This is a genomic window from Actinoplanes sp. NPDC051537 (assembly GCF_055586105.1).
The window spans coordinates 564,378-583,891 of sequence record NZ_JBVJIU010000004.1 but is presented as its reverse complement, the minus strand read 5'-3'; the positions used below and the strand labels follow the sequence as shown (position 1 = coordinate 583,891).

The window sequence follows — 19,514 nt, the reverse complement described above, 5'->3', positions numbered from 1 at the left end:
GCGTTGATGCTGCACGCCGTGCCCCTCCTGGTGATGGCCCGGCAAGCGACCATCCTGCCTCGCGGCATCGCCACCTCCTCCCCCGGAACGGGATTCCGAGGCGCCGAACGCTACTCGGAATCGGGCGCCCGCGGCGGGCCCCTGTGGATAACTCGCCGCAACGGATCGGGGCGCTGTAAGGGATCCCGGCGGGGACGATCAGAAAGGCTCGGCCACGGCCGACGGGGTGAGCAGCCGGAGCCGCTCCAGCTTCTCGTGGCTCTCGGTGCCGGGGCGCGCGGTGTAGACGACCAGCTGCTGGGCCTGGTCGGGGTCGATCAGGCGCTGGCAATGCAGCTCGAGCAATCCGGCCGACGGATGGTCGAGCCGCACCGGGCCGCAATACCGGCTCGGCACCGGGTGGGACCTCCACAGCTCGGCGAACTGCGGGCTCTCGGCCAGCAGGGCCTCGACCAGAGCTCCGGCGCGGGAGTCCGGGCCATCTCTCGTGTACGACGAGAGCAGGTCGGCGACGAGCAGCGGCCCCTCCCCGGGATCGGGACGCAGCAGGCGCGTCGCCGGGTCGGTGAACCAGCGGTAGTGCAGGCTCCGGGACGGTCCGGCGAAGCGGCCCTCGTCGCCGAGCAGGGCGACCGACAACGGGGTCTGCAGCAGCGTCTCGCCGAGCGGGCTGACCACCTGGGAGGCGGCGTCGCCGAGGCCGTCGAAGATCCGCATCATGCCGGGGTTCACGTGGTCGTCGGCCGAGCGCCGCGGCGTCGCGTAACCGGCCAGCCGGAACAGGTGGTCGCGCTCCTCCGTCGACAGTCGCAAGCCGCGGGCCAGCGCCGCCAGGATCTGCGCCGACGGGTGCGGGCCGTGCGGCTGCTCGAGCCGGCTGTAGTAGTCGATCGACATGTCGGCGAGCACGGCCACCTCCTCGCGGCGGAGGCCACGCGTGCGCCTCCGCCGGCCGCGGGGCAGGCCGACATCCTCCGGCTGCAGCGCCTCGCGCCGGGTCCGGAGAAACTCAGCCAGCCGTGCGCGGTTCATGAGAGCCCCGTCAGCCGCAGCGACTCGTCCCACAGCCGGGCCGCCACCGGCAGCGAGCGCGCCGGCTTGTAGACGGAGAGCTCGGTGGCCTCGCCGGTGAACTGACCGAACCCGTCGGGGCCGTAGAAGCGACCGGACGCACCGACCGTCGCCGCGTGCAGCGCCGGCAACAGGCCGTGGTCGACGTCCTGCACGAGCACCCCGAGCCGCTCGAGCCGCGAGAAAACAGAATGGAGAGGAGACGGCTTCGTACGGCCCAGGTTCGGCCCCGCCGAGTACAGCCCGGTGAGGGTCGTCCCGGGATGGGCCGCGTTACTGAAGATCCCCCGCCGGTCGAGTTCCAGCGCGAACAGCAGATTGGCGAGCTTGGACTGGTTGTAGGCGCGGACCCCCGCGTACCTCCGCTCGCTCTGCAGGTCTTCGAAGTTGATCGCCGCATGCCGGGCGGCGCTGCTCGTCATGGTGGTGACGCGGCCGCCGGCGAGCAACGGCAGCAGCTGGTACGTGAGGGCGAAATGTCCGAGATGATTGACGCCGAACTGAAGCTCGAATCCGTCGCCGGTAAGAGTTCGGACCGGCGGCGCCATCACCCCGGCGTTGTTGATCAGGATGTCGATCGGCCGGCCGTCGTCCACGAGGGACGAGGCGAAGGCGGAGATCGACTTGAGCGACGCGAGGTCGAGCTCGCGGACCGAGGCCGGAAAGCTCGGCGAGAACGGGGACCGGACGGGCAGGACGAGCGAGGCGCCGGCGGCGGCCATCCGGGAGGCGAGCCCGAGCCCGATGCCGCTGCGGGCGCCGGTGATGACGACGAGCTTGCCGGTGAGGTCGAGGTTGTTCATGTCACCCACGCTGACTCGAAACGTGAAGCGGAACCATGTTCCGCGAGTACATGGCTAAGCGGAGTGCCAGCCGCGCAGCTTCGACGGGTTGAGCACGAACCACAGGGTCGTCGCCCGGTCCTCGGCGCAACTGATCGCGACGACGGCGATGGCCCGCCCGGCGCGGCGCAACGCGAGGCCGGCCCGACCGTTGACGTTCTCGATCGTCAGCACGGTCCCGGGCAGCAGGGCACGGAGCAGCCAGGCGACCTCGGCCGCCCCGTGCAGGGGACGGATCGGAGCGGGTACGCGACCGCCGCCGTCGCACACCGCGACCGCGTCCGGGTCGAGCAGATCCTCGATCCCGGCCACGTCACCGGAGTGGCAGGCGGCGGCGAGCCGGCCTACGACCTCGTCATGATCGCGAGGCATCGTCGGCGAGCACACTGGGCAATTCCGGAGGGACGATGGGCACACGGGCCACCCCGGCAAGGAACGCCGCCCGGGGATGCTGCACCGAGCTGAGCGAGACGATGTCCCGCCCGAACGGCACCGCGGTCGCCCACACCGCGAGCACGCGCAGCTTCCGCTCCCAGGTCGGCACGGCCAGCACGTGGTAGCCACGGTGCATCAGCCACGCCGGGAAACCCTTGATGACCAGGCGGTGGAACTGGAAGATGCCCCGGCCGAGGCCGAGCGTGGCGACAACACCAAGACTGTGATGCACGTACGGCCGGAGCTCGCGCCCCCGCAGCGACCGGATCAGATTCCTGGCCAGCAGCTTGCCCTGCCGCACCGCATGCTGAGCGTTCGGCACCGTCGCCGCGCCGGCAGTGGAGGCGGCGAGATCGGGCACCGCCGCGTCGTCGCCCGCGCCCCACGCGTCCGGCACCGGCGACGAGGACGTGCCCACCCGCAGGTCGGCCCGGACGACGAGCATCCCGCGCGAATCGATCGGCAGGTCGGTGTGGTTGTGCACCATCGGGTTGGCGGCGTTCCCGACCGTCCAGACGATCAGCGACGAGTCGAACTCCTCGCCGGTCGAGAGCACCACGTGCCCGCCGAGCGCCGAGAGGAGCTGGGCGCCGAGGTGCACGTGCCCGCCGCGCTTCTCCAGCGAGCGGACCACCCAGGCGCCCGGCTTCACGGTGACCTCGGGCAGGATCCGGTCGCGGGCCTCCACCAGGTGGAACGCCAGCTCCTCGGCGCGCAGCTCGGGGTAGCGCCTCAGCAGCGAGGTGCCCAGCCCCAGCAGCTCGCCGAAGCCCTCGACGCCGGAGAAGCCGCCGCCCACGAACGTGACGGTGAGCAGCCGCCGCCGCTCGGGGCCGGGCGGGAGCACGGCGGCCTGGTCGAACGCGGTCAGCAGCCGGTCGCGGATGGCGACGGCCTCCTCCACGTGCTTCATGCCGATCGCGTGCTCGGTCACCCCGGGGATCGGCAGCGTGCGCGTCACCGCGCCGGCGGTCACGACGATGATGTCGTACGCGATCCGCTGCTCCGCCCCGGCGACCGGTTGCACAGTGACGGTCTTGTGCGCGTGGTCGATCCGGGTGACCCGGCCGGCGACCAGCTCGGTCCGCCGCAGGTGCCGGCGCAGCGAGACGGCGGCGTGCCGCGCCTCGACCGAGCCGGCCATCACCTCGGGCAGGAACGGCTGATACGTCATGTACGGCCGGGGGTCGACGACGATCACCTTGGCCTCGCCCCGGCGGAGCTTCTTCTCCAGTTTCCAGGCCGTGTAGAAGCCGGCGTAACCGCCGCCGACGATCAGGATCGTCCGCACTTCGCTCCCCTGTCTCTCGCTGTCACCCGCTAAGACAGGGAAGCGCCCTACTTTGTGACGCCCGAGGCGGGACCGAATTTCGCCGGGTTCATCTGCCACAGCACCTGGTCGATGCCGTCGGCGGACGCGTCGATCGACACCATGCCGAGCAGCTCGGCGCCGCGCCGCAGCACCGCGCCGGCCCGGCCGTTGGTGGTGACCCACTCGAAGGTGACACCGTCCCAGTACCAGCTCGAGAACGCGGCGATGAACCTCGCCACCCGCTCGGCGCCGACGACCACCTTGCGGGCGATGTGCTTGGCGCCGTTGCCGTCGGAGACGCTCGCCACGTCGGCGGCGAACAGCTTCTCCAGCGCCTGCAGGTCACCGCCGCGGGCGGCCTCGAGGAAGGTGGCCAGCAGCTGCCGCTGGGCGGTGTCCGGCACCGGGATCTTCCGCTCGCCGGTCACGTGCTTGCGCGCCCGGCTCACCAGCTGCCGCACGGCGGGCTCGGTCGAGCGCAGGATGTCGGCGATCTGCCCGTACGGGTAATCGAAGGCCTCCCGAAGCACGTAGGCCGCGCGTTCCTGCGGGGTGAGCTTCTCCATGAGCATGAGGACCGCGAGCTCGAGCGCCTCACCCCGCTCGGCGCCCAGGAACGGGTCGGCGCTGGTGTCCACCGGCTCCGGCAGCCACGGCCCGATGTACGTCTCCCGCCGCGCCCGCGCCGACTGCAGCTCGTTGATCGCCAGCCGGGTCGTGGTCGTCGCCAGGAACGCGCCCGGATTGTTCACCACGCTGCGGTCCGTGCCCTGCCAGCGCAGCCACACGTCCTGCACGAGGTCCTCCGCCTCGCTGGCGCTGCCCAGCATGCGATACGCGATGCCGAACAGCCGCGGCCGCACGTCGGTGAAGACCGCGGCCGCCTCGTCGAGATCCCCCACCACTCGTTTTCCCCCCAAGGTCGTTCGCGCTCCCAGGCTAACCGGCTGTCACAGATTTCCAAGCCGCCCGGTCTGGGTTGACGACAGCGGGTCATCACCGAGAGGCAGGGGAAATGACCGAGCACGTTCTGGAACCGGCGGCGCAGGAGATCGCCGACGCCACCGCCAAACCCCCATTCCTGTACGAGCTGGGCGTCGAGGGCGCGCGCAAGGTGCTCGACGACATCCAGGCGGCGCCGATCGCCAAGCCGGACGTGGACGAGACGTGGATCACGGTGCCGGCGGCGGTCGGTGACGTGCGGGCACGCATCGTCAAGCCGGTCGGCTCCCGGATCGACAATCAACTTCCGGCCATCCTGTACGTGCACGGCGGCGGCTGGGTTCTGGGCAACGCCGGCACCCACGACCGTCTCGTCCGCGAGCTCGCGACCGGCGTCGGCGCGGCCGTGGTGTTCGTCGAGTACGACCGGTCGCCCGAGGCCAGATATCCGGTGGCGATCGAGCAGGCGTACGCGACCGCGCAGTGGATCGTCAAGGAGGGCGCGAGCGAGGGGCTCGACGCCTCCCGGCTGGCGATCGCCGGCGACTCGGTCGGCGGGAACATGACCGCGGCGCTGACCATCCTGGCCAAGCAGCGCGGCGACGTGACCTTCGTGCACCAGTCGCTGTACTACCCCGTCACCGACGCCGGGCAGGACACCGACTCGTACCGCGAGTTCGCCGACGGCCCCTATCTGCCGGCCCGCAGCATGGCGTGGTTCTGGGACGCGTACCTCCCGGAGGTCGCGCGCCGGGCCGAGATCACCGCGTCGCCGCTGCGGGCCACCCTCGACGACCTGCGCGGGCTGCCCGAGGCGTTCCTGCTGGTCGACGAGAACGACGTGCTGCGGGACGAGGGCGAGGCGTACGCCCGCAAGCTCACCGCGGCCGGGGTGCGCACCACCAGCGCCCGCTACAACGGCACGCTGCACGACTTCATGATGCTCAACCCGGTACGCGGCACCGCGGCCGCGTCCGCCGCCATCGAACAGGCCATCCACGTTCTCCGCAACGCCCTCGTCAACTAGGAAGGACCACCATCATGTCCACCTTCGTTCTCGTCCACGGCGCCTTCGCCGAGTCCGCCAGCTGGAACGACGTCGCCGCCCGCCTCACCGCCGAGGGCCACGACGTCGTCGCGGTGGCCAACCCGCTGCGCTCGCTCGCGGGCGACGCGGCGTACGTCCGCGATGTCATCAAGTCGATCGGCGGCCCGGTCGTGCTCGCCGGCCACTCGTACGGCGGCATGGTGATCACCGAGGCCGCGGCCGGCAACGAGGCCGTCACCGCGCTGGTCTATGTCTGCGCCTTCGCCCCCGAGACCGGCGAGTCGGCGTTCGACCTGTCCACGAAGTTCCCCGGCAGCACCCTCGGCGACGCGCTCACCGCCTACCCCGTCTCGACCGGCGGCAACGAGTTCGCGATCCGCAAGGACGCGTTCCACCACCAGTTCGTCGCCGACGTGCCCGCCGCCCAGGCCGCCGTCATGGCCGCCACCCAGCGGCCGGTCACCCAGGAGGCGCTCTCCACCGGCCTGGCGACCGCCACGCCGGCCTGGAAGACGATCCCGTCCTGGTTCGTCTTCGCCGACCAGGACCTCAACATCCCGGTCCAGCTCCACCGCTGGATGGCCGAGCGCGCCGCGGCCCGCGGCGTACGCGAGATCGCCGGCGCCTCGCACGCGCTGAGCGTGTCGCAGCCCGGCCCGGTCGCCGAGGCCATCCTCGAGGCCGCGAAGTAGCCATCCGCCCGCGCCCGGCGTCCCCGAGACGCCGGGCGCCGACGTTTGAGCGCACCCGGCCGCGGGGCATCGATGGACCATGCACGCACAGGACTACGTCGCGGCCATCGTGTTCGGCGCGATCATCGGCGTGGTGGCCCGCATCCTGCTCCCCGGCCGCCAGCAGATCGGCATCATCCCGACCGTGCTCATCGGCATGGGCGCGGCCGTGGCCGGCACCTGGGTCGCCGGCCACTGGAACCTGCACAGCTCGAGGTCGTTCGAGGTGACCGGCCGCCACTTCGACTGGCTGGTGGTCGCCGTCCAGGTGGGCATCGCCATCGTCGGCGTCGCGATCGCCGCCGTGCTGGCCCGGGCGGTCACCACCGACCGCGTGAACGACTGACCAGCGCCTACTGCCGCTTACTGCCGCTTACTATCGCTTTCTGCCGCTTACTACCGCGCTACGCCGAAGACGATGCCGGCGACGGTCGCCCCGATCGCGGCGCCGGCCAGGACCTGGGCGGTGGTGTGGTCGCGGAGCTTGACGCGGGACCAGCCGACGGCGGCGACCACCGCGGCGGTGACCAGCATCAGCGGGCCGTAGACCAGCACCAGCACCACCGACGAGCCGGCCGCCACGCCGGTGTGGATGCTCGACTTCCAGAAATGGTTGATCGCGGTGGCCACCACGCCACCCGCGAACGACGCCACGATCAGGGCGATCAGCTCGCGCGGCGCGCCGGTGAGCACCAGCAGGGTCAGGCCGGCCAGCACCGACGCGAGGCCGAACAGCAGGGGCCGGGTGCGCTGCTCGCGGACGCCGATGTGCCGATCGCTCAGGCGGCCTCGTCTGACCCCCAAGGCGATCATCCCGTACGGGATGAGAGCGCAGAACGTGCTCGCCAGGATCCCCCACGCCAGGCCCTTGAGGCCGCCGGCGTGGATGCCGATGACGACCGGCAGCACGGCCGCCAGGACGGCGGGCGCGAACACCTCGGTGAGCAGGCGCGCGACGGTAGGCATCGCCCCTATCCTGCCCAACGAGGTGTTCGCTCGCTCAGCCGGCCCCGACGGTGAACGTGGTCAGCCGCTGGGTGCCGGCCCCGATCGGGACGAGGACGCCCCGCACGGTGTTCTCGTCCGGCCAGGCGAGGTCGACGGTGGGCGCCTGCTTCCCGGCGGTGTACCCGGGGATCCGCTCATCGCTGACCACGACACCGTTGCGGGCCACGGCGATCATGCCGTCGTCGTGGACGACGGCCAGCCCGGAACCGTCGGGCGACAGGCGCACGCCGGCGACGTACTGGCAGTCCTTGCCCACGTCGACGCCCCCGGCCGGGCGTCCGTCGGCGAGGTCGAGGACGACCAGGTCGCACGGCGACGCCGCCCGCGACACGACCAGCCGGTTCCCGACCAGGTCGGCGGCCTGGATCTCGCTGTCGATGGTCCGTTCCGGCACCACCAGGCGCTCGGTCCCGGAGCCCAGGTCGTGCTCGACGAGACCGCTCGGCCGCCACAGGTAGGCGCTCGTGGGGGTGGCGGTCAGCAGGCTCACCGGCTCGCCCTTCCGCCGGACGTCACGTTCGATCTGGATGTCGCCGGTCGCGGTCGTCACCACCAGGTTGATCTCGAGGCCGGCGACGTCGGGGCCGTCGGTGCGGTCGACGCCCGGCATCGTGTCGTGCGGTCCGAGCGCGACGATCCGGCCGTCGGGGAGGCCGACCGCCCGGTCCCAGTTGTCCGCCCCGCGTACCGGATGCGCCGTGAGCCGGCCGTCCACCACCTCGCCGATCCGGGCCTTGCCGCTCACCGCGGTGATCTGGCCGTTGATCTCGTATTTGCCGGACGCGTCGGACAGCAGAAGCCGCTGGGCCCGCGGGACCGGCGCCCGGTTCGTCGCGGGCACCACGGCCGGCTGCCGCCGCTCCCCCGGCCGGAGCGCCAGCCCCACCCCGGCGACCGCGACCACGGTCGCCATCCCGGCGGAGACGACCACCGCCGTCCGCCGCCGCCGATGCCGCCGGGCGCGCCGGTACACGCCGTCCAGCGCCCCGCGGTACCCCGGCGTCTCGTCGGCCACCGCGCGGACGGCCACGCCGACGTCGTACGGAATCTCCTCCATGATCACTCCTTGTCATCCAGCGCGGAACGCAACGCGGCCAGGCGGCGGGCGAGGCGGCTCTTCACGGTGCCCTCGGCCAGGCCGAGCGCCGAGGCCGTCTCGGCGGTGGTCAGGTCGAGCAGGATGCGGCAGGTCACCACCGCCCGCTGCGGCGCCGGCAGCAGCGCCAGCGCGTCCCGGGCGACCACCGCGCCGTCCGGCGGCCCGCCCGGGTGCGCGATGTCGGACGAGGAGGGCGGCACTTCCCGGCGGATCTTGCGCCACCAGGACGTGGCCCAGTTCAGCCCCACCCGGAACACCCACCCGGCCGGGTTGTCCAGCCCACGGACGACGGGCCAGCGCGCGTACGCCCGCGCCATCGCCTCGTCGACCGCCTCCTGCGCGAGGTCGTCCCGCCGCAGCGTCACCGCCAGCGCCCGGTGGACCCGGTCCACGTTGGCCCGGTAGAACGCCTCGAAGTCGTCCTCCGGGCCGGTATCGCCCTCGTTCTCGCCCACCGGCATCGCCGCAACCACCATGCTCCGTACACGCGTGACCCCCGCCCGGGGTTCCCAACGAATTCGCCGCCGTAGATCCTGGTGGCATGACGCAACCCGATGTCATCGACGACCTCGAGGCCGAGCAGGACACGCTCGAGACGCTTCTGTCGAAGCTCTCCCCCGCCGACTGGACGAGCCCGTCGGCCGCCGCCGGCTGGACCAACGCCGACGTGATGCTGCATCTCGCCCAGACCGAGGAGGCGGTGGCGGCCGCTCTCGGTGGCGGCCCGCTGGTCGACTGGCGTGGCTACGGCCCGGACGTGGACGCCGCGATGGACGCGATGGTCCGCGCGCAGCCGGCCGCGCCCGGGGAGATCTTCGAGCGGTGGCGGGCCGGGCGGCGGGCGGCGGTCGCCGCGTTGCGCGCGGCGGACCCGCGGGCGCCGGTGCCGTGGGTGGCGGCCGCGCTGAAGCCGCGCACGCTGGCGACCACCCGGCTGGCCGAGCACTGGGCGCACGCGCTCGACATCGCCGGGCCGCTGGGGCTGGACTACCCGGACACGATGCGGTTGCGGCACGTCGCCTGGCTCGGGGTCAGCACGCTGCCGTACGCGTTCCGCCTCGCCGGCGAGACGCCGCCGGCCGTGTTCTGCGACCTGACCGCGCCGGACGGGTCGTCGTGGACGTTCGGCGACCCGGCGGCCGAGTCGTCGATCAGCGGCGCGGCCGGCGCGTTCTGCCGGGTGGGCGCGCAGCGCCTGGCCCCCGCCGACTCGGGGCTGGAGACCGCCGGCCGGTACGGTGACGTGGCCCTCCACCTGCTCCGGAACTACGCCTCCACGTAAGAACCATAATCAGTTTGCGTCTTTCGTCGGAGGCAGCCTCACCCGAACGGCTGTTTTCGGGCGCATGCCGGAAATCCACACTGACCCGGTGATGAGTCGGACATCCTCGTGGCCGCCGCGGCGAAGCCTCTGGCGACGGCTCAACCCGATCCAGCGCGCCGCCCTGATCATGGTGGCGCTCGGCTGGCTCGTCGTGCTCGGGGTGCTGATCGCCGGCCCCGCCCCGCGGCCCGCGCCGGCCCCGCCGCCGGCCCATTCGACCGGACATTGACGGCAATGTCCGGTCTGGTCATTTGCACGTATCGACGAACGGCACTTCCGGGATCCGCTCACCCTCGGTGACGAGACAGCGAGTAACGGACGGTATACGGCGCGCCATTCCGATGACCATCGGGCCGATCGCCACCAAATCCGCAGAATGACGATTGACCTGCCCTTTCATCGAATTACGCGGCGCCGCGACCTGACTAGCCAGGTGCCCCGGAAGATCAATTGTGCGGCGCATTGCCGATCATTGGAGAAACGACCGTTAATGCGGGGTTCACCTGCCGAAACGATGATCGATCAAGCGCTTTTCCCGATCGAGGGAAAGTATTGACTCGGGGTACATGATGTGGGCGTGGCAGCAGAATCTCACCAGTTGGCGGCGCGGGGGCGGCACAGGCACCCGGTGGATCCACGGCCCTACCACGACAGCATCCCACCTTCAAGTACACAGTTGCGCGAAGCCCATTATGAAGAGCTCGATCTCGGTCGCGGCGAGGCCATTCAGGCGCTGACCCGCGACGTTCTCATTCACCGTTCGCTGGAAGTGTCGCCGAACGGCTTCATCACCATCATCAGCATCATCCAGGGCGTCGCGCTCGCGCTTCTCGCGCAGAACACTTTCCCGAAGCCATCCGTGCTCGTGGTTGCACAGAGCGTAACCTTGATGCTCGTCTTCGTCGCGGTCTTCTACTACTACATGACGATGAGCATCCTGGTCCGCTGGGCGCCGTCGTTCCTCGACTGCTTCCTGCCGTTCGCGGTCGCCGGCCTGGAGATCCCGCCGGCGTTCTTCCTCGGCGACGCCACCGCCTGGAGCTCGTGGCTGGCCGCGCTCTGGTTCTTCACCGCCGCCGGCCTCTGGATCACGATGATCTGGGCGCCGCCGTCACACTTCGGCAAGGCCCTCGACGCCCACCGCAAGTTCCAGCTGATGCTGCGCGAACTGCGGCTCACGGTGATGGTCGGCGGCGTCGCCGTGGCCGCGTGCGGCCTGGGCGCGATGGTCTATCCCGGGCACGAGACCGCGTGGGGCCTGACCGGCACCCTCACCGTGCTGCTCACGGTCGCCGCGGTGGTCGCCGTGACCGAGCGCCGGGCCTCCCAGATCCACACCCGCTACGGCGTCAACCGGCCGCCGTTCAACTAGCCACTCCCCGCTCTGCTTACCGATACGCGCACCTCCCCGCTCTGCTTACCGATACGCGCGGCGGCTCGGCGGGCGGCCGGCCCGGCGGTCTCGGGCCTCACCGGCCGACCAGCCGCTCAACCCACCACCCGACCGGACCCGGAAGCCATTGTGTTTCACGGATGTGGCGTCTATGTTAACGTTCACATTCATTGATGAACCTCGCTGCGGAAGAGGTACACATGGCACATCCCCGCCTCCGCAAGGCCCTCCTCATCGCCGCCACCGCCGGCGCCCTCGTCACGGGCGTGCTCACCGGTGCCGGCACCTCGCAGGCCGCGACGTCCCAGGCCTGCGACATCTACGCCGCCGGCGGCACCCCCTGCGTCGCCGCGCACAGCACCACGCGAGCGCTCTACGGGTCGTACACCGGGTCGCTCTACCAGGTCCGGCGCGCCTCGGACAACGCCACCCTGAACATCGCGCCGCTGAGCGCGGGCGGGGTCGCGAACGCCGCCGCCCAGGACTCGTTCTGCTCCGGCTCGTCCTGCGTCATCACGATCATCTATGACCAGTCGGGCCGCGGCAACAACCTGACCCAGGCGCCGCCCGGCGGGTTCAACGGGCCGGCCTCGGGCGGGTACGACAACCTCGCCAACGCGACCGCCGCCCCGATCACGGTCGGTGGGCACAAGGCGTACGGCGTCTTCGTCGCCCCCGGCACCGGCTACCGCAACAACAACACCAACGGCATCGCCACCGGCGACCAGCCCGAGGGCATGTACGCCATCTTCGACGGCACCCACTACAACGGCGGCTGCTGCTTCGACTACGGCAACGCCGAGCGCAACAGCCGCGACAACGGCAACGGCACGATGGAGGCCATCTACTTCGGCAACATCAAGGTCTGGGGCTACGGCACCGGGAACGGGCCGTGGATCATGGCAGACCTGGAGAACGGCCTCTTCTCCGGCGTGAACGCGGGCTACAACGCCAACGACCCGTCGATCAGCCACCGGTTCGTCACCGCGATCGTCAAGGGCCAGCCGAACCACTGGTCGATCCGCGGCGGCAACTCGCAGTCCGGCAGCCTGTCCACCTTCTACAGCGGCGCACGCCCGAACGTCTCGGGCTACAACCCGATGAAGAAGGAGGGCGCGATCATCCTGGGCATCGGCGGCGACAACAGCGTCGGCGCGGCCGGCACGTTCTACGAGGGCGTGATGACCTCCGGTTACCCGTCCGACGCCACCGAGAACTCGGTTCAGGCCAGCGTGGTCGCGGCCGGCTACAGCACCTCGGGCACCAGCACCCCGGGGCCCACGGTCGGCTCGACGATCTCGCTGCGGGCCACCACCGCCTGCTGCACGACCCGCTACATCTCGCACTCCGGCGCCACGGTGACCACCCAGGTCGTCTCGTCGTCGAGCACGGCCACCGCCAAGGCGAACGCGTCCTGGATCGTGCGGGCCGGGCTCGGCAACGGCTCGTGCATCTCGTTCGAGTCGAAGAACACGGCCGGCAGCTATCTGCGGCATCAGAACTACCAGATATCGCTGCAGGCCAACGACGGCAGCTCGCTGTTCGCCCAGGACGCGACGTTCTGCACGCAGGCCGGCCAGAACGGCCAGGGCAACTCGTTCATGTCGAACAACTTCTCGACCCGCTACATCCGGCACTACAACAACAACGTCTACATCGCCAGCAACGGCGGCTCCAACGCGTGGGACTCGACCAGCGCGTGGGCCGATGACGTGAGCTGGGTATCCACGGCTCCCTGGACGCCCTGACTCACCCGGGCCGCCCGGAAACCCCCGCCGGGCGGCCCCCCTATGCAGACCGATTCCCCTGCATTCGACGCGTGGACGTCGCGATCACCGAGAACCAGGACGCCGATTCGCCGCGCGGGCTGCACGCCTGGCGCGGCCGCCCTGTCGTTCTCGGCCGACCGGAAGCTGCTGGCCGTCGCCGACCACAACGCCAAGCCGGGACCGACCGAGCCCACCGTGAAGATCTTCGACGTCTCCGTGAACGATGAGGGCCTGGAATCCGGGCCGGTCCTGGCGATCGGCCGGAACAACGTAGACAACCAGCGGATCGCGCTCAGCCCCGACGGCCGGACGTTCGCGGTGCCCGGCTCCGACGGGAGCAGGCAGATCGACCTCTGGGACATCAGCACGCCGGCACTGCCAAGGCTGCGCACCTCGCTGACCATCCGCGAGACCGGGGCGCCGGACGCGCTCGCCTTCGGCCGCGACGGCCGCACGCTGGCGGTGGCCCACGGCGGCCTGCTCGACCTGTGGACCATCGATCCGGCCGATGTGGTGGACGGCCTCTGCGACCTGGCCGGCGACCGCATCACCCCCACGGAATGGCGGCTCTACCTGCCGGATCTGCCCTACGACCCGCCCTGCGCGTGATGATCGATAGATCGACAACTCTCTAAATTGGATGTTCGGCCCATGCCGGGCCGCCCCCTCGTGCGATCGGATGCCAGAGGACCGGTCATAACCGTTCGCAACCGAGGAGGGACCGTGCGCACACCATCCCGTGCGTTGCCGGCAGCCACCACGATGCTCGTCACCGCCGCGCTCGTCCTGGGCGTCCCGGCCGTCGCCGGCGCCGCGCCCCCGGGCCCCGCTGATGACCACCACAACAGCACCGACAATCGCCGCGGCTCGATCGCACCGACCGCGCGGCAACGTTCGCTGACCGCCGGCGCCGACGCCCGCTGGAACGCCTTCGGCACCCCGGCCACGCTCGTCTCCGCGGCCAAGCCGCTGGCCACGGGCCTGCCGAAGGACCCGATCGCGGCCGCCCGCGCCTACGTGGACACCAATCTCGACGTGCTCGGGCTGACCGCGCGCGCCGCCGGCTCCCTCGACCTGCTCACCTCGGCGCCGATGGGCGACGGGGCAGCGGTCGTCTTCCGGCAGCGCTTCGGCGACCTCGTCGCCGGGCACGACGGCCTGCTCTCGGTGGGCGTGCGCGACGGCCAGGTCTGGTACGTCAGCTCGTCGCTCGCCCGGGACACGGCCGCCCCGGAGCCGGCCACCCTCACGGCCGCCGACGCGGTGCGGGCCGCGGCCGCCGACGCCGGCCTCACCAGCCCGACGGTCATGGCGAACCGCCTCGTCGCCGTGCCCACCGCCGACCGGGGGGCCCGGGCGGCGTACCAGGTGACGCTCGGGGCCGATCTCGCCGGAAGCGCGCCGGTCGCGTACACCACCTATGTCGATGCCCGCGATGCGAGCGTGCTGCTGCGCGACAGCATCGTCGACGAGGACCACGACGGCGCCGAGTGGGAAGCGTTCCCGTCGTCGCCACCGGTCGACTACTCGTCCCGGGACACCCGGGCGACCTGGTGCAGCGTCCCGCATCGCGGGTGCGACGAGATCGTCCCGGCGTGGGACGTCATCCCGTCCGCCGGCGTCACCCACACGACCGCGGGCAACAACGCGATCGCCGTGCAGAACTGGAACTCCAACGACCCGTTCTCGGTCGGCACCGAGACCGCCACGCCGCGGCCGAACCGCGACTACGACTACGCGTGGACCAACCAGTGGCAGCGGGCGCAGTGCTCGCCGGCGGTCTTCGACACCGCCCAGCGCAACGACATCGACGCGGCGCGGGCCAACCTGTTCGTCCTGCACAACCGCATGCACGACTGGGCCTACCAGCTCGGGTTCACCGAGAAGACCTGGAACATGCAGGACGACAACATCCAGCCGGGCGGCCTCGCCGACGACCCGGAGCAGGGCAACGCCCAGGCCGGCGGGATCAGCGGCGGCCCGCCGGACTTCGCGGCGCGCGACAACGCCAACCAGATCACGCCGCCGGACGGGCAGGCGCCGATCACCAACATGTACCTGTGGCAGCCGATCGCCGGCTCGTTCTACCCGCCGTGCGTGGACGGCGACTACGACATGTCCGTGGTCGGTCACGAGTACACGCACGCCATCAGCAACCGGATGGTCGCCGGGCCGGACGCGGGCGTCAGCACCCCGCAGGGCATGAGCGAGAGCTGGTCCGACCAGATGGCGATGGAGTACCTCAACGAGAACGGGTACGCGCCGCGCGGGTCCCGGGCCTACACGATCGGTCAGTACGTGACGGGTGACCCGGTCGCCGGCATCCGCAACTACAACATGAGCCGCAGTCCGCTCAACTACAGCGCCATCGACTACGACTTCGTGGGCCTTCAGGTGCACGCCTCGGGCGAGGTGTGGACGGCCACCAACTTCGACATCCGGTCGGCGATGGTCAAGCGGTACGGCGCGGGCTCGCCGGCGTTGCAGAGGTCCTGCGCCGCCGGCCGGACGCCGGTCACCCACTGCCCCGGCAACCGGCGGTGGGCGCAGCTCGTCTTCGACTCGTTCCTGCTGATGGCCAACAGCGCCAACAGCATGGTCGACGCGCGCGACGCGATGCTCGGCGCCGACCTGGTCCGCTTCGGCGGCGCGAACCAGGCGCTGCTGTGGAACGCGTTCGCCAAGCGCGGCCTGGGTGAGACGGCGGTCAGCGTGGGCGCCGGCGACATCAACCCCACTCCGAGCTTCATTTCCCCGTACGCGCCGGAAGCCGTTGTCGCCTTCCGCCCGGTCGACGAGCGCGGCCGCCCGGTGCCGAACGCGAAGCTGTTCGTCGGCGACTACCAGGCCCGCGCCGTGGCCGTGGCCGACACCGACCCGGCGACCGCTCTGCCCGACACGGTCAGCCTGGTGCCCGGCACGTACACGTTCATCGCCCAGGCCCCCGGCTACGGCGAGGCCCGGGTCGGCGCGACCACGTTCCGCTCCAAGCCGTCCCGCCTGACCGTGCGCCTGCCGCACAACCTGGCCTCCGGCAACGCGGGCGCCACCGCAACCGGCGACGGCATCAACGTGGCCCGCCTGATCGACGACGACGAGGCGACCAACTGGGCGTCCCTGGGCAGCGCCGTGGCCGGCAAACAGGTCACGGTGGACCTGGCGGGCGGTCCCCAGCTGGTGCGGCGGGTGCAGGTGAGCGCCATGCTCCGCCCGCCGATGGCCACCGACCCCGACGGCCTGACCCAGAGCCGCTTCTCCGCGCTGCGTCAGTTCCGGGTGCAGGCGTGCACCGCCACGGCCACGGTGACCTGCGCGTCGGCCGCGGACTTCCGAACGGTCTACACCAGCAAGGCGGACGCGTTCCCGTCGGTCGCTCCCCGGCCACGCGCGCCCGAGCTGATCGTGCGATCGTTCTCCATCCACCCGACCATCGCGACGCACTTGCGTTTCGAGGTCCTGACCAACCAGTGCACCGGGGCCCCGGATTACGCGGGCGAGCAGGATGCCGACCCGCGGGCCAGCACGGATTGCGGGACCGCCAGCGCCCAGGCGCTGAACGTGCGGGCCGCGGAGTTCCAGGCGTACGCAAGCTAGGTAGGGCCGGGGCACGGCGGCGGGTGTTGCTCGCTTGCCGTGCCCCGGTCGCTTGTCGTGGCCTGGTGGCTTGTCGTGGCCCGCTCGGTTGTCGTGGCCGCTTGTGGACGGCCGCACCGGAAATGTCGTACCCGCGCCGTAATCTCACCCCACCCAGTTACGGGGTGGGGAACAGTTACGCGCCTGTGGACAGCCGCATCGGAAATGTCACACCCCCGCCGTAATCTCACCCCACCCAGTCACGGGGTGGGGAACTGTGGGGCGGCTGGCTCACGCGGCGTGGCCATGTCGGCGCGGGCCGGCCAAGTCGGCTCGGGGCGGGGCGGCGCCGGGCGGGGCGGCGCTGGCTGGGGCGGCGCAGGGCGGGGCGACGCAGGCTGGGGCGGCGCAGGGCGGGGCGGCGGAGCGCGACGCAAGGCGGGGCGGCGGAGCGCGGCGCAGGGCGGGGCGACGCAGGCTGGGGCGACGCAAGGCGGGGCGACGCAAGGCGGGGCGACGCAGGCTGGGGCGAGGCAGGGCGGGGCGACGCAAGGCGGGGCGGCGGAGCGCGGCGCAGGGCGGGGCGACGCAGGCTGGGGCGGCGCAGGGCGGGACGGCGGAGCGCGGCTCAGGGCGGGGCGACGCAAGGCGGGGCGGCGCGGGGCGGGGATCTCGGGCGGCGCGAGGATGCCATCTCGCGGCGGCATGGGGACGGCGCGGGGCGGCAATCTCGCGGCGGCGCGGGGCGGCAATCTCGCGGCGGCGCGAGGACGGCGCGGGGCACGGCGACGCAGAGCGACGGACTCACGAGGCTCGGCCACCCTCGGCTCACCACGACGCAGACAGCAACGCGATCAACTCACGCGACGCGATCATCACCGCAGGACGCAAATAACGCCAAGGCCGCCAACTCCCCCAAACCCCGGCCCCCGGCAAAGAGGACACCGGCGCTCAACCAGGCCGGGGATGTCGGCGTACGCCAGGCAAGGCGCAAATCAAAAAGCACGCCGCCCCCGCGCTGGTGGTGGCGTTGGCGACCGTCTCGTCGGCCATGGCGCCGGTTGCGGGCAGGACATAACCGGCCAACGCCGACACCCCGAACAAGATGCAGCCGAGCAGGTTCACCGCCGGCTGCCACCAGCCGGGTGCGCCGCGCGCCGGGAACAGGCCGTGACGGGCGGCGGCCCGATAGGCGATGAAACCCGAGACCAGGAAGCAGGCCGAGCCGAACAGATCCGGGCGCCACACGCGGCGGTCGTAGTCGGGGCTGGAGAGCGTGACCAGCAGCGCCCGGAAGGTGGAGACGTTGAAGAGCAGCGTGCCGGCCGATTGGATCACAGCCGTCCACCACGCCGCCCGCCCGGCGCCGGGTGAGTGGCGCCGGGGGGCGGCGGCCCGGGTCTGCAGCGCGCCGCCGGTGGTGAACAGGATCGAGCCGATGAAGAAGGTCAGGGCGTCCGCGGTGCCGCCGACCAAGGTGGCGTAGGCGGGCAGCGGGCCGACCAGGAAGCAGAGCGAGCCCAGCGCGAACGACAGCGCCATCCACACCTCAGTGGTGGAAGGCGGACGCGGTCGAGGCGTCGTGCTGGGGGCCGGCCTGCTTCTCGAGGCGGGGCAGGGCCCGCACGATGTCGGCGATCAGCATGTCGGCCAGGTCGTGGGTGAAGCCGCGGCGGACGACGACGCGCAGGGCGGACAAATCCTCCCGATTTGCCGGGAACGTGTACGCGGGCACCTGCCACCCCCGTTCGCGCAGGGCCTGGGACACGTCGAAGACCGTGAAGTTCGTGACCTCGTCGCGCAGCTTGACGGCGAACACCGGCAGCTCGTCGCCGCGGGTGAGCAGCTCGAACGGGCCGAGCTCGGCGAACCGGGCGGACAGCCGGGTCGCCACCTCCCGCGCGTACCCCTGCACCCGGGCGTAGCCGTCGAAGCCGAGCCGCAGGAAGTTGTAGTACTGGGCCACGACCTGGGCGCCGGGGCGGGAGAAGTTGAGGGCGAACGTCGGCATGTTGTCGCCGAGGTAGTTCACCCAGAAGATCAGGTCGGCGGGCAGCGCCTCGGCGTCGCGCCACACGATCCAGCCCACCCCGGGGTAGACCAGGCCGTACTTGTGGCCCGAGGCGTTGATCGACGCGACCCGCGGCAGCCGGAAGTCCCACTCCAGGCCGGTGTCGATGAACGGCGCGACGAAGGCGCCCGACGCCCCGTCGACGTGCACGGGAACGTCGATGCCGGTCCGGGTCTGGAAGTCGTCCAGGGCGGCGCAGATCTCGGCCACCGGCTCGTACGAGCCGTCGAAGGTGGATCCCAGCACCGCGACGACGCCGATCGTGTTCTCGTCGCAGGCCTTGACCGCCTCCTCGGCGTTCAGGTGGTAGCGGTCGCCGGCCATCGGGACCAGGCGCATCTCCACGTCCCAGTAGCGGGCGAACTTCTCCCAGCACACCTGCACGTTGGAGCCCATCACGATGTTGGGCGTGCCGCCGGCGTCTCCCCGGCGACGCTGCCAGCGCCGCTTCAGGGCCAGGCCGCCGAGCATCGCCGCCTCGCTGGAGCCGGTCGTCGAGCAGCCGACGGCCTGCGCCGGGTCGGGGGCGTTCCACAGCCCGCTGAGGATCTGCACGCAACGCTTCTCGATCTCGGCGGTCTGCGGGTACTCGTCCTTGTCGATCATGTTCTTGTCGAAGCACTCCGCCATCAGGGTGCTCGCCTGCGGTTCCATCCACGTCGTGACGAACGTGGCCACGTTCAGGCGGGCGTTGCCGTCGAGCATCAGCTCGTCGTGGACGATCTGGTAGGCGACATCGGGCGGCAGCTCACCCTGGGGGAGGTCGTGCCGCGGGATGGTGGTGGACTCGAGCCCGAATCGCGGCGCAACGGACAGGGTCTCGGGCGCCGGTGCGGCGTTCTGCGGGTGTTTGAGCATCCTCCCAGCGAAGCGGCGCCCGCCCGAGCGCGCATCCT

At 71.5% G+C, this 19,514-nt stretch carries 20 protein-coding genes; 9 read left to right on the top strand and 11 right to left on the bottom strand.

Features of this window, described 5'->3' with window-relative positions:
* Positions 1 to 198: 198 nt before the first annotated feature.
* The 5 genes from ACZ6TB_RS12450 to ACZ6TB_RS12430 are packed head-to-tail and all read right to left on the bottom strand — an operon-like array spanning position 199 to position 4,565.
* Complete coding sequence (locus ACZ6TB_RS12450; RefSeq protein WP_465553577.1) at positions 199 to 1,032, bottom strand: helix-turn-helix transcriptional regulator; 834 nt, start codon at positions 1,030 to 1,032, stop codon at positions 199 to 201.
* Positions 1,029 to 1,874, bottom strand: coding sequence for an SDR family oxidoreductase (locus ACZ6TB_RS12445; protein WP_465553575.1), 846 nt, complete (start codon positions 1,872 to 1,874; stop codon positions 1,029 to 1,031). The genes ACZ6TB_RS12450 and ACZ6TB_RS12445 overlap by 4 nt, the downstream gene beginning before the upstream one ends.
* Before the next feature lie 54 nt (positions 1,875 to 1,928).
* Complete coding sequence (locus tag ACZ6TB_RS12440; RefSeq protein ID WP_465553573.1) at positions 1,929 to 2,285, bottom strand: sigma-70 family RNA polymerase sigma factor family protein; 357 nt, start codon at positions 2,283 to 2,285, stop codon at positions 1,929 to 1,931.
* Positions 2,269 to 3,639: an NAD(P)/FAD-dependent oxidoreductase gene (locus ACZ6TB_RS12435; protein ID WP_465553571.1), complete on the bottom strand. Its 1,371-nt coding sequence runs from the start codon at positions 3,637 to 3,639 to the stop codon at positions 2,269 to 2,271. The genes ACZ6TB_RS12440 and ACZ6TB_RS12435 overlap by 17 nt, the downstream gene beginning before the upstream one ends.
* Before the next feature lie 47 nt (positions 3,640 to 3,686).
* Positions 3,687 to 4,565 carry an RNA polymerase sigma-70 factor gene (locus ACZ6TB_RS12430; RefSeq protein ID WP_465553568.1) on the bottom strand — a complete coding sequence of 293 codons (879 nt, stop codon included), beginning with the start codon at positions 4,563 to 4,565 and terminating at the stop codon, positions 3,687 to 3,689.
* Positions 4,566 to 4,675: 110 nt separating this feature from the next.
* Between ACZ6TB_RS12430 and ACZ6TB_RS12425 the strand changes: the two genes are divergently transcribed.
* From ACZ6TB_RS12425 to ACZ6TB_RS12415, 3 genes are all read left to right on the top strand, one after another.
* Positions 4,676 to 5,629 carry an alpha/beta hydrolase gene (locus ACZ6TB_RS12425; RefSeq protein ID WP_465553566.1) on the top strand — a complete coding sequence of 318 codons (954 nt, stop codon included), beginning with the start codon at positions 4,676 to 4,678 and terminating at the stop codon, positions 5,627 to 5,629.
* 14 nt (positions 5,630 to 5,643) lie between these two features.
* Entirely contained in the window at positions 5,644 to 6,342 is a 699-nt protein-coding gene (locus ACZ6TB_RS12420) for an alpha/beta fold hydrolase (RefSeq protein ID WP_465553564.1), read from the top strand.
* Positions 6,343 to 6,421: 79 nt separating this feature from the next.
* Positions 6,422 to 6,727 carry a GlsB/YeaQ/YmgE family stress response membrane protein gene (locus ACZ6TB_RS12415; protein WP_465553562.1) on the top strand — a complete coding sequence of 102 codons (306 nt, stop codon included), beginning with the start codon at positions 6,422 to 6,424 and terminating at the stop codon, positions 6,725 to 6,727.
* Positions 6,728 to 6,777: 50 nt separating this feature from the next.
* Here ACZ6TB_RS12415 and ACZ6TB_RS12410 read toward each other — a convergent pair whose 3' ends face one another.
* The 3 genes from ACZ6TB_RS12410 to ACZ6TB_RS12400 are packed head-to-tail and all read right to left on the bottom strand — an operon-like array spanning position 6,778 to position 8,949.
* The gene (locus ACZ6TB_RS12410) at positions 6,778 to 7,347 is read right to left on the bottom strand and encodes a phosphoesterase PA-phosphatase (protein ID WP_465553560.1); all 570 of its coding nucleotides are present in this window, start codon (positions 7,345 to 7,347) and stop codon (positions 6,778 to 6,780) included.
* 34 nt (positions 7,348 to 7,381) lie between these two features.
* The gene (locus ACZ6TB_RS12405) at positions 7,382 to 8,446 is read right to left on the bottom strand and encodes a hypothetical protein (protein ID WP_465553558.1); all 1,065 of its coding nucleotides are present in this window, start codon (positions 8,444 to 8,446) and stop codon (positions 7,382 to 7,384) included.
* A 2-nt stretch (positions 8,447 to 8,448) separates the two neighbouring features.
* The gene (locus ACZ6TB_RS12400) at positions 8,449 to 8,949 is read right to left on the bottom strand and encodes an RNA polymerase sigma factor (RefSeq protein WP_465553556.1); all 501 of its coding nucleotides are present in this window, start codon (positions 8,947 to 8,949) and stop codon (positions 8,449 to 8,451) included.
* 80 nt (positions 8,950 to 9,029) lie between these two features.
* Between ACZ6TB_RS12400 and ACZ6TB_RS12395 the strand changes: the two genes are divergently transcribed.
* Together ACZ6TB_RS12395 and ACZ6TB_RS12390 are read left to right on the top strand one after the other, a co-directional pair.
* Complete coding sequence (locus ACZ6TB_RS12395) at positions 9,030 to 9,770, top strand: maleylpyruvate isomerase family mycothiol-dependent enzyme (RefSeq protein ID WP_465553555.1); 741 nt, start codon at positions 9,030 to 9,032, stop codon at positions 9,768 to 9,770.
* Positions 9,771 to 9,858: 88 nt separating this feature from the next.
* Positions 9,859 to 10,041 carry a hypothetical protein gene (locus ACZ6TB_RS12390; protein ID WP_465553553.1) on the top strand — a complete coding sequence of 61 codons (183 nt, stop codon included), beginning with the start codon at positions 9,859 to 9,861 and terminating at the stop codon, positions 10,039 to 10,041.
* Between the two features lie 18 nt (positions 10,042 to 10,059).
* On the opposite strand, the gene ACZ6TB_RS12385 is transcribed toward ACZ6TB_RS12390, so the two are convergent.
* Positions 10,060 to 10,275 carry a hypothetical protein gene (locus ACZ6TB_RS12385; protein WP_465553551.1) on the bottom strand — a complete coding sequence of 72 codons (216 nt, stop codon included), beginning with the start codon at positions 10,273 to 10,275 and terminating at the stop codon, positions 10,060 to 10,062.
* A gap of 213 nt (positions 10,276 to 10,488) precedes the next feature.
* Between ACZ6TB_RS12385 and ACZ6TB_RS12380 the strand changes: the two genes are divergently transcribed.
* The 4 genes from ACZ6TB_RS12380 (at position 10,489) to ACZ6TB_RS12365 (ending at position 16,568) form a co-directional block, all read left to right on the top strand.
* Positions 10,489 to 11,184, top strand: coding sequence for a hypothetical protein (locus ACZ6TB_RS12380; RefSeq protein ID WP_465553549.1), 696 nt, complete (start codon positions 10,489 to 10,491; stop codon positions 11,182 to 11,184).
* Positions 11,185 to 11,405: 221 nt separating this feature from the next.
* Positions 11,406 to 12,953 carry an alpha-L-arabinofuranosidase B gene (locus ACZ6TB_RS12375; protein WP_465553547.1) on the top strand — a complete coding sequence of 516 codons (1,548 nt, stop codon included), beginning with the start codon at positions 11,406 to 11,408 and terminating at the stop codon, positions 12,951 to 12,953.
* A gap of 42 nt (positions 12,954 to 12,995) precedes the next feature.
* Entirely contained in the window at positions 12,996 to 13,583 is a 588-nt protein-coding gene (locus tag ACZ6TB_RS12370) for a WD40 repeat domain-containing protein (protein WP_465553545.1), read from the top strand.
* Between the two features lie 114 nt (positions 13,584 to 13,697).
* Entirely contained in the window at positions 13,698 to 16,568 is a 2,871-nt protein-coding gene (locus tag ACZ6TB_RS12365) for a M36 family metallopeptidase (RefSeq protein ID WP_465553543.1), read from the top strand.
* A 930-nt stretch (positions 16,569 to 17,498) separates the two neighbouring features.
* Here ACZ6TB_RS12365 and ACZ6TB_RS12360 read toward each other — a convergent pair.
* Entirely contained in the window at positions 17,499 to 18,089 is a 591-nt protein-coding gene (locus tag ACZ6TB_RS12360; protein ID WP_465553541.1) for a hypothetical protein, read from the bottom strand.
* Positions 18,090 to 18,096: 7 nt separating this feature from the next.
* On the bottom strand, positions 18,097 to 19,476 hold the full coding sequence (locus tag ACZ6TB_RS12355) for a glutamate decarboxylase (RefSeq protein WP_465553539.1): 1,380 nt from the start codon (positions 19,474 to 19,476) through the stop codon (positions 18,097 to 18,099).
* Positions 19,477 to 19,514: the final 38 nt, after the last annotated feature.

Bases quoted from the DNA above. Each gene is read 5' to 3' on its own strand.
- ACZ6TB_RS12395 (WP_465553555.1), top strand. From the start codon at position 9,030: ATGACGCAACCCGATGTCATCGACGACCTCGAGGCCGAGCAGGACACG.
- ACZ6TB_RS12445 (WP_465553575.1), bottom strand. From the start codon at position 1,874: ATGAACAACCTCGACCTCACCGGCAAGCTCGTCGTCATCACCGGCGCC.
- ACZ6TB_RS12450 (WP_465553577.1), bottom strand. From the start codon at position 1,032: ATGAACCGCGCACGGCTGGCTGAGTTTCTCCGGACCCGGCGCGAGGCG.
- ACZ6TB_RS12375 (WP_465553547.1), top strand. From the start codon at position 11,406: ATGGCACATCCCCGCCTCCGCAAGGCCCTCCTCATCGCCGCCACCGCC.
- ACZ6TB_RS12370 (WP_465553545.1), top strand. From the start codon at position 12,996: ATGCAGACCGATTCCCCTGCATTCGACGCGTGGACGTCGCGATCACCG.
- ACZ6TB_RS12360 (WP_465553541.1), bottom strand. From the start codon at position 18,089: ATGGCGCTGTCGTTCGCGCTGGGCTCGCTCTGCTTCCTGGTCGGCCCG.
- ACZ6TB_RS12355 (WP_465553539.1), bottom strand. From the start codon at position 19,476: ATGCTCAAACACCCGCAGAACGCCGCACCGGCGCCCGAGACCCTGTCC.
- ACZ6TB_RS12420 (WP_465553564.1), top strand. From the start codon at position 5,644: ATGTCCACCTTCGTTCTCGTCCACGGCGCCTTCGCCGAGTCCGCCAGC.
- ACZ6TB_RS12405 (WP_465553558.1), bottom strand. From the start codon at position 8,446: ATGGAGGAGATTCCGTACGACGTCGGCGTGGCCGTCCGCGCGGTGGCC.
- ACZ6TB_RS12385 (WP_465553551.1), bottom strand. From the start codon at position 10,275: ATGCGCCGCACAATTGATCTTCCGGGGCACCTGGCTAGTCAGGTCGCG.
- ACZ6TB_RS12440 (WP_465553573.1), bottom strand. From the start codon at position 2,285: ATGCCTCGCGATCATGACGAGGTCGTAGGCCGGCTCGCCGCCGCCTGC.
- ACZ6TB_RS12400 (WP_465553556.1), bottom strand. From the start codon at position 8,949: ATGCCGGTGGGCGAGAACGAGGGCGATACCGGCCCGGAGGACGACTTC.
- ACZ6TB_RS12425 (WP_465553566.1), top strand. From the start codon at position 4,676: ATGACCGAGCACGTTCTGGAACCGGCGGCGCAGGAGATCGCCGACGCC.
- ACZ6TB_RS12410 (WP_465553560.1), bottom strand. From the start codon at position 7,347: ATGCCTACCGTCGCGCGCCTGCTCACCGAGGTGTTCGCGCCCGCCGTC.
- ACZ6TB_RS12415 (WP_465553562.1), top strand. From the start codon at position 6,422: ATGCACGCACAGGACTACGTCGCGGCCATCGTGTTCGGCGCGATCATC.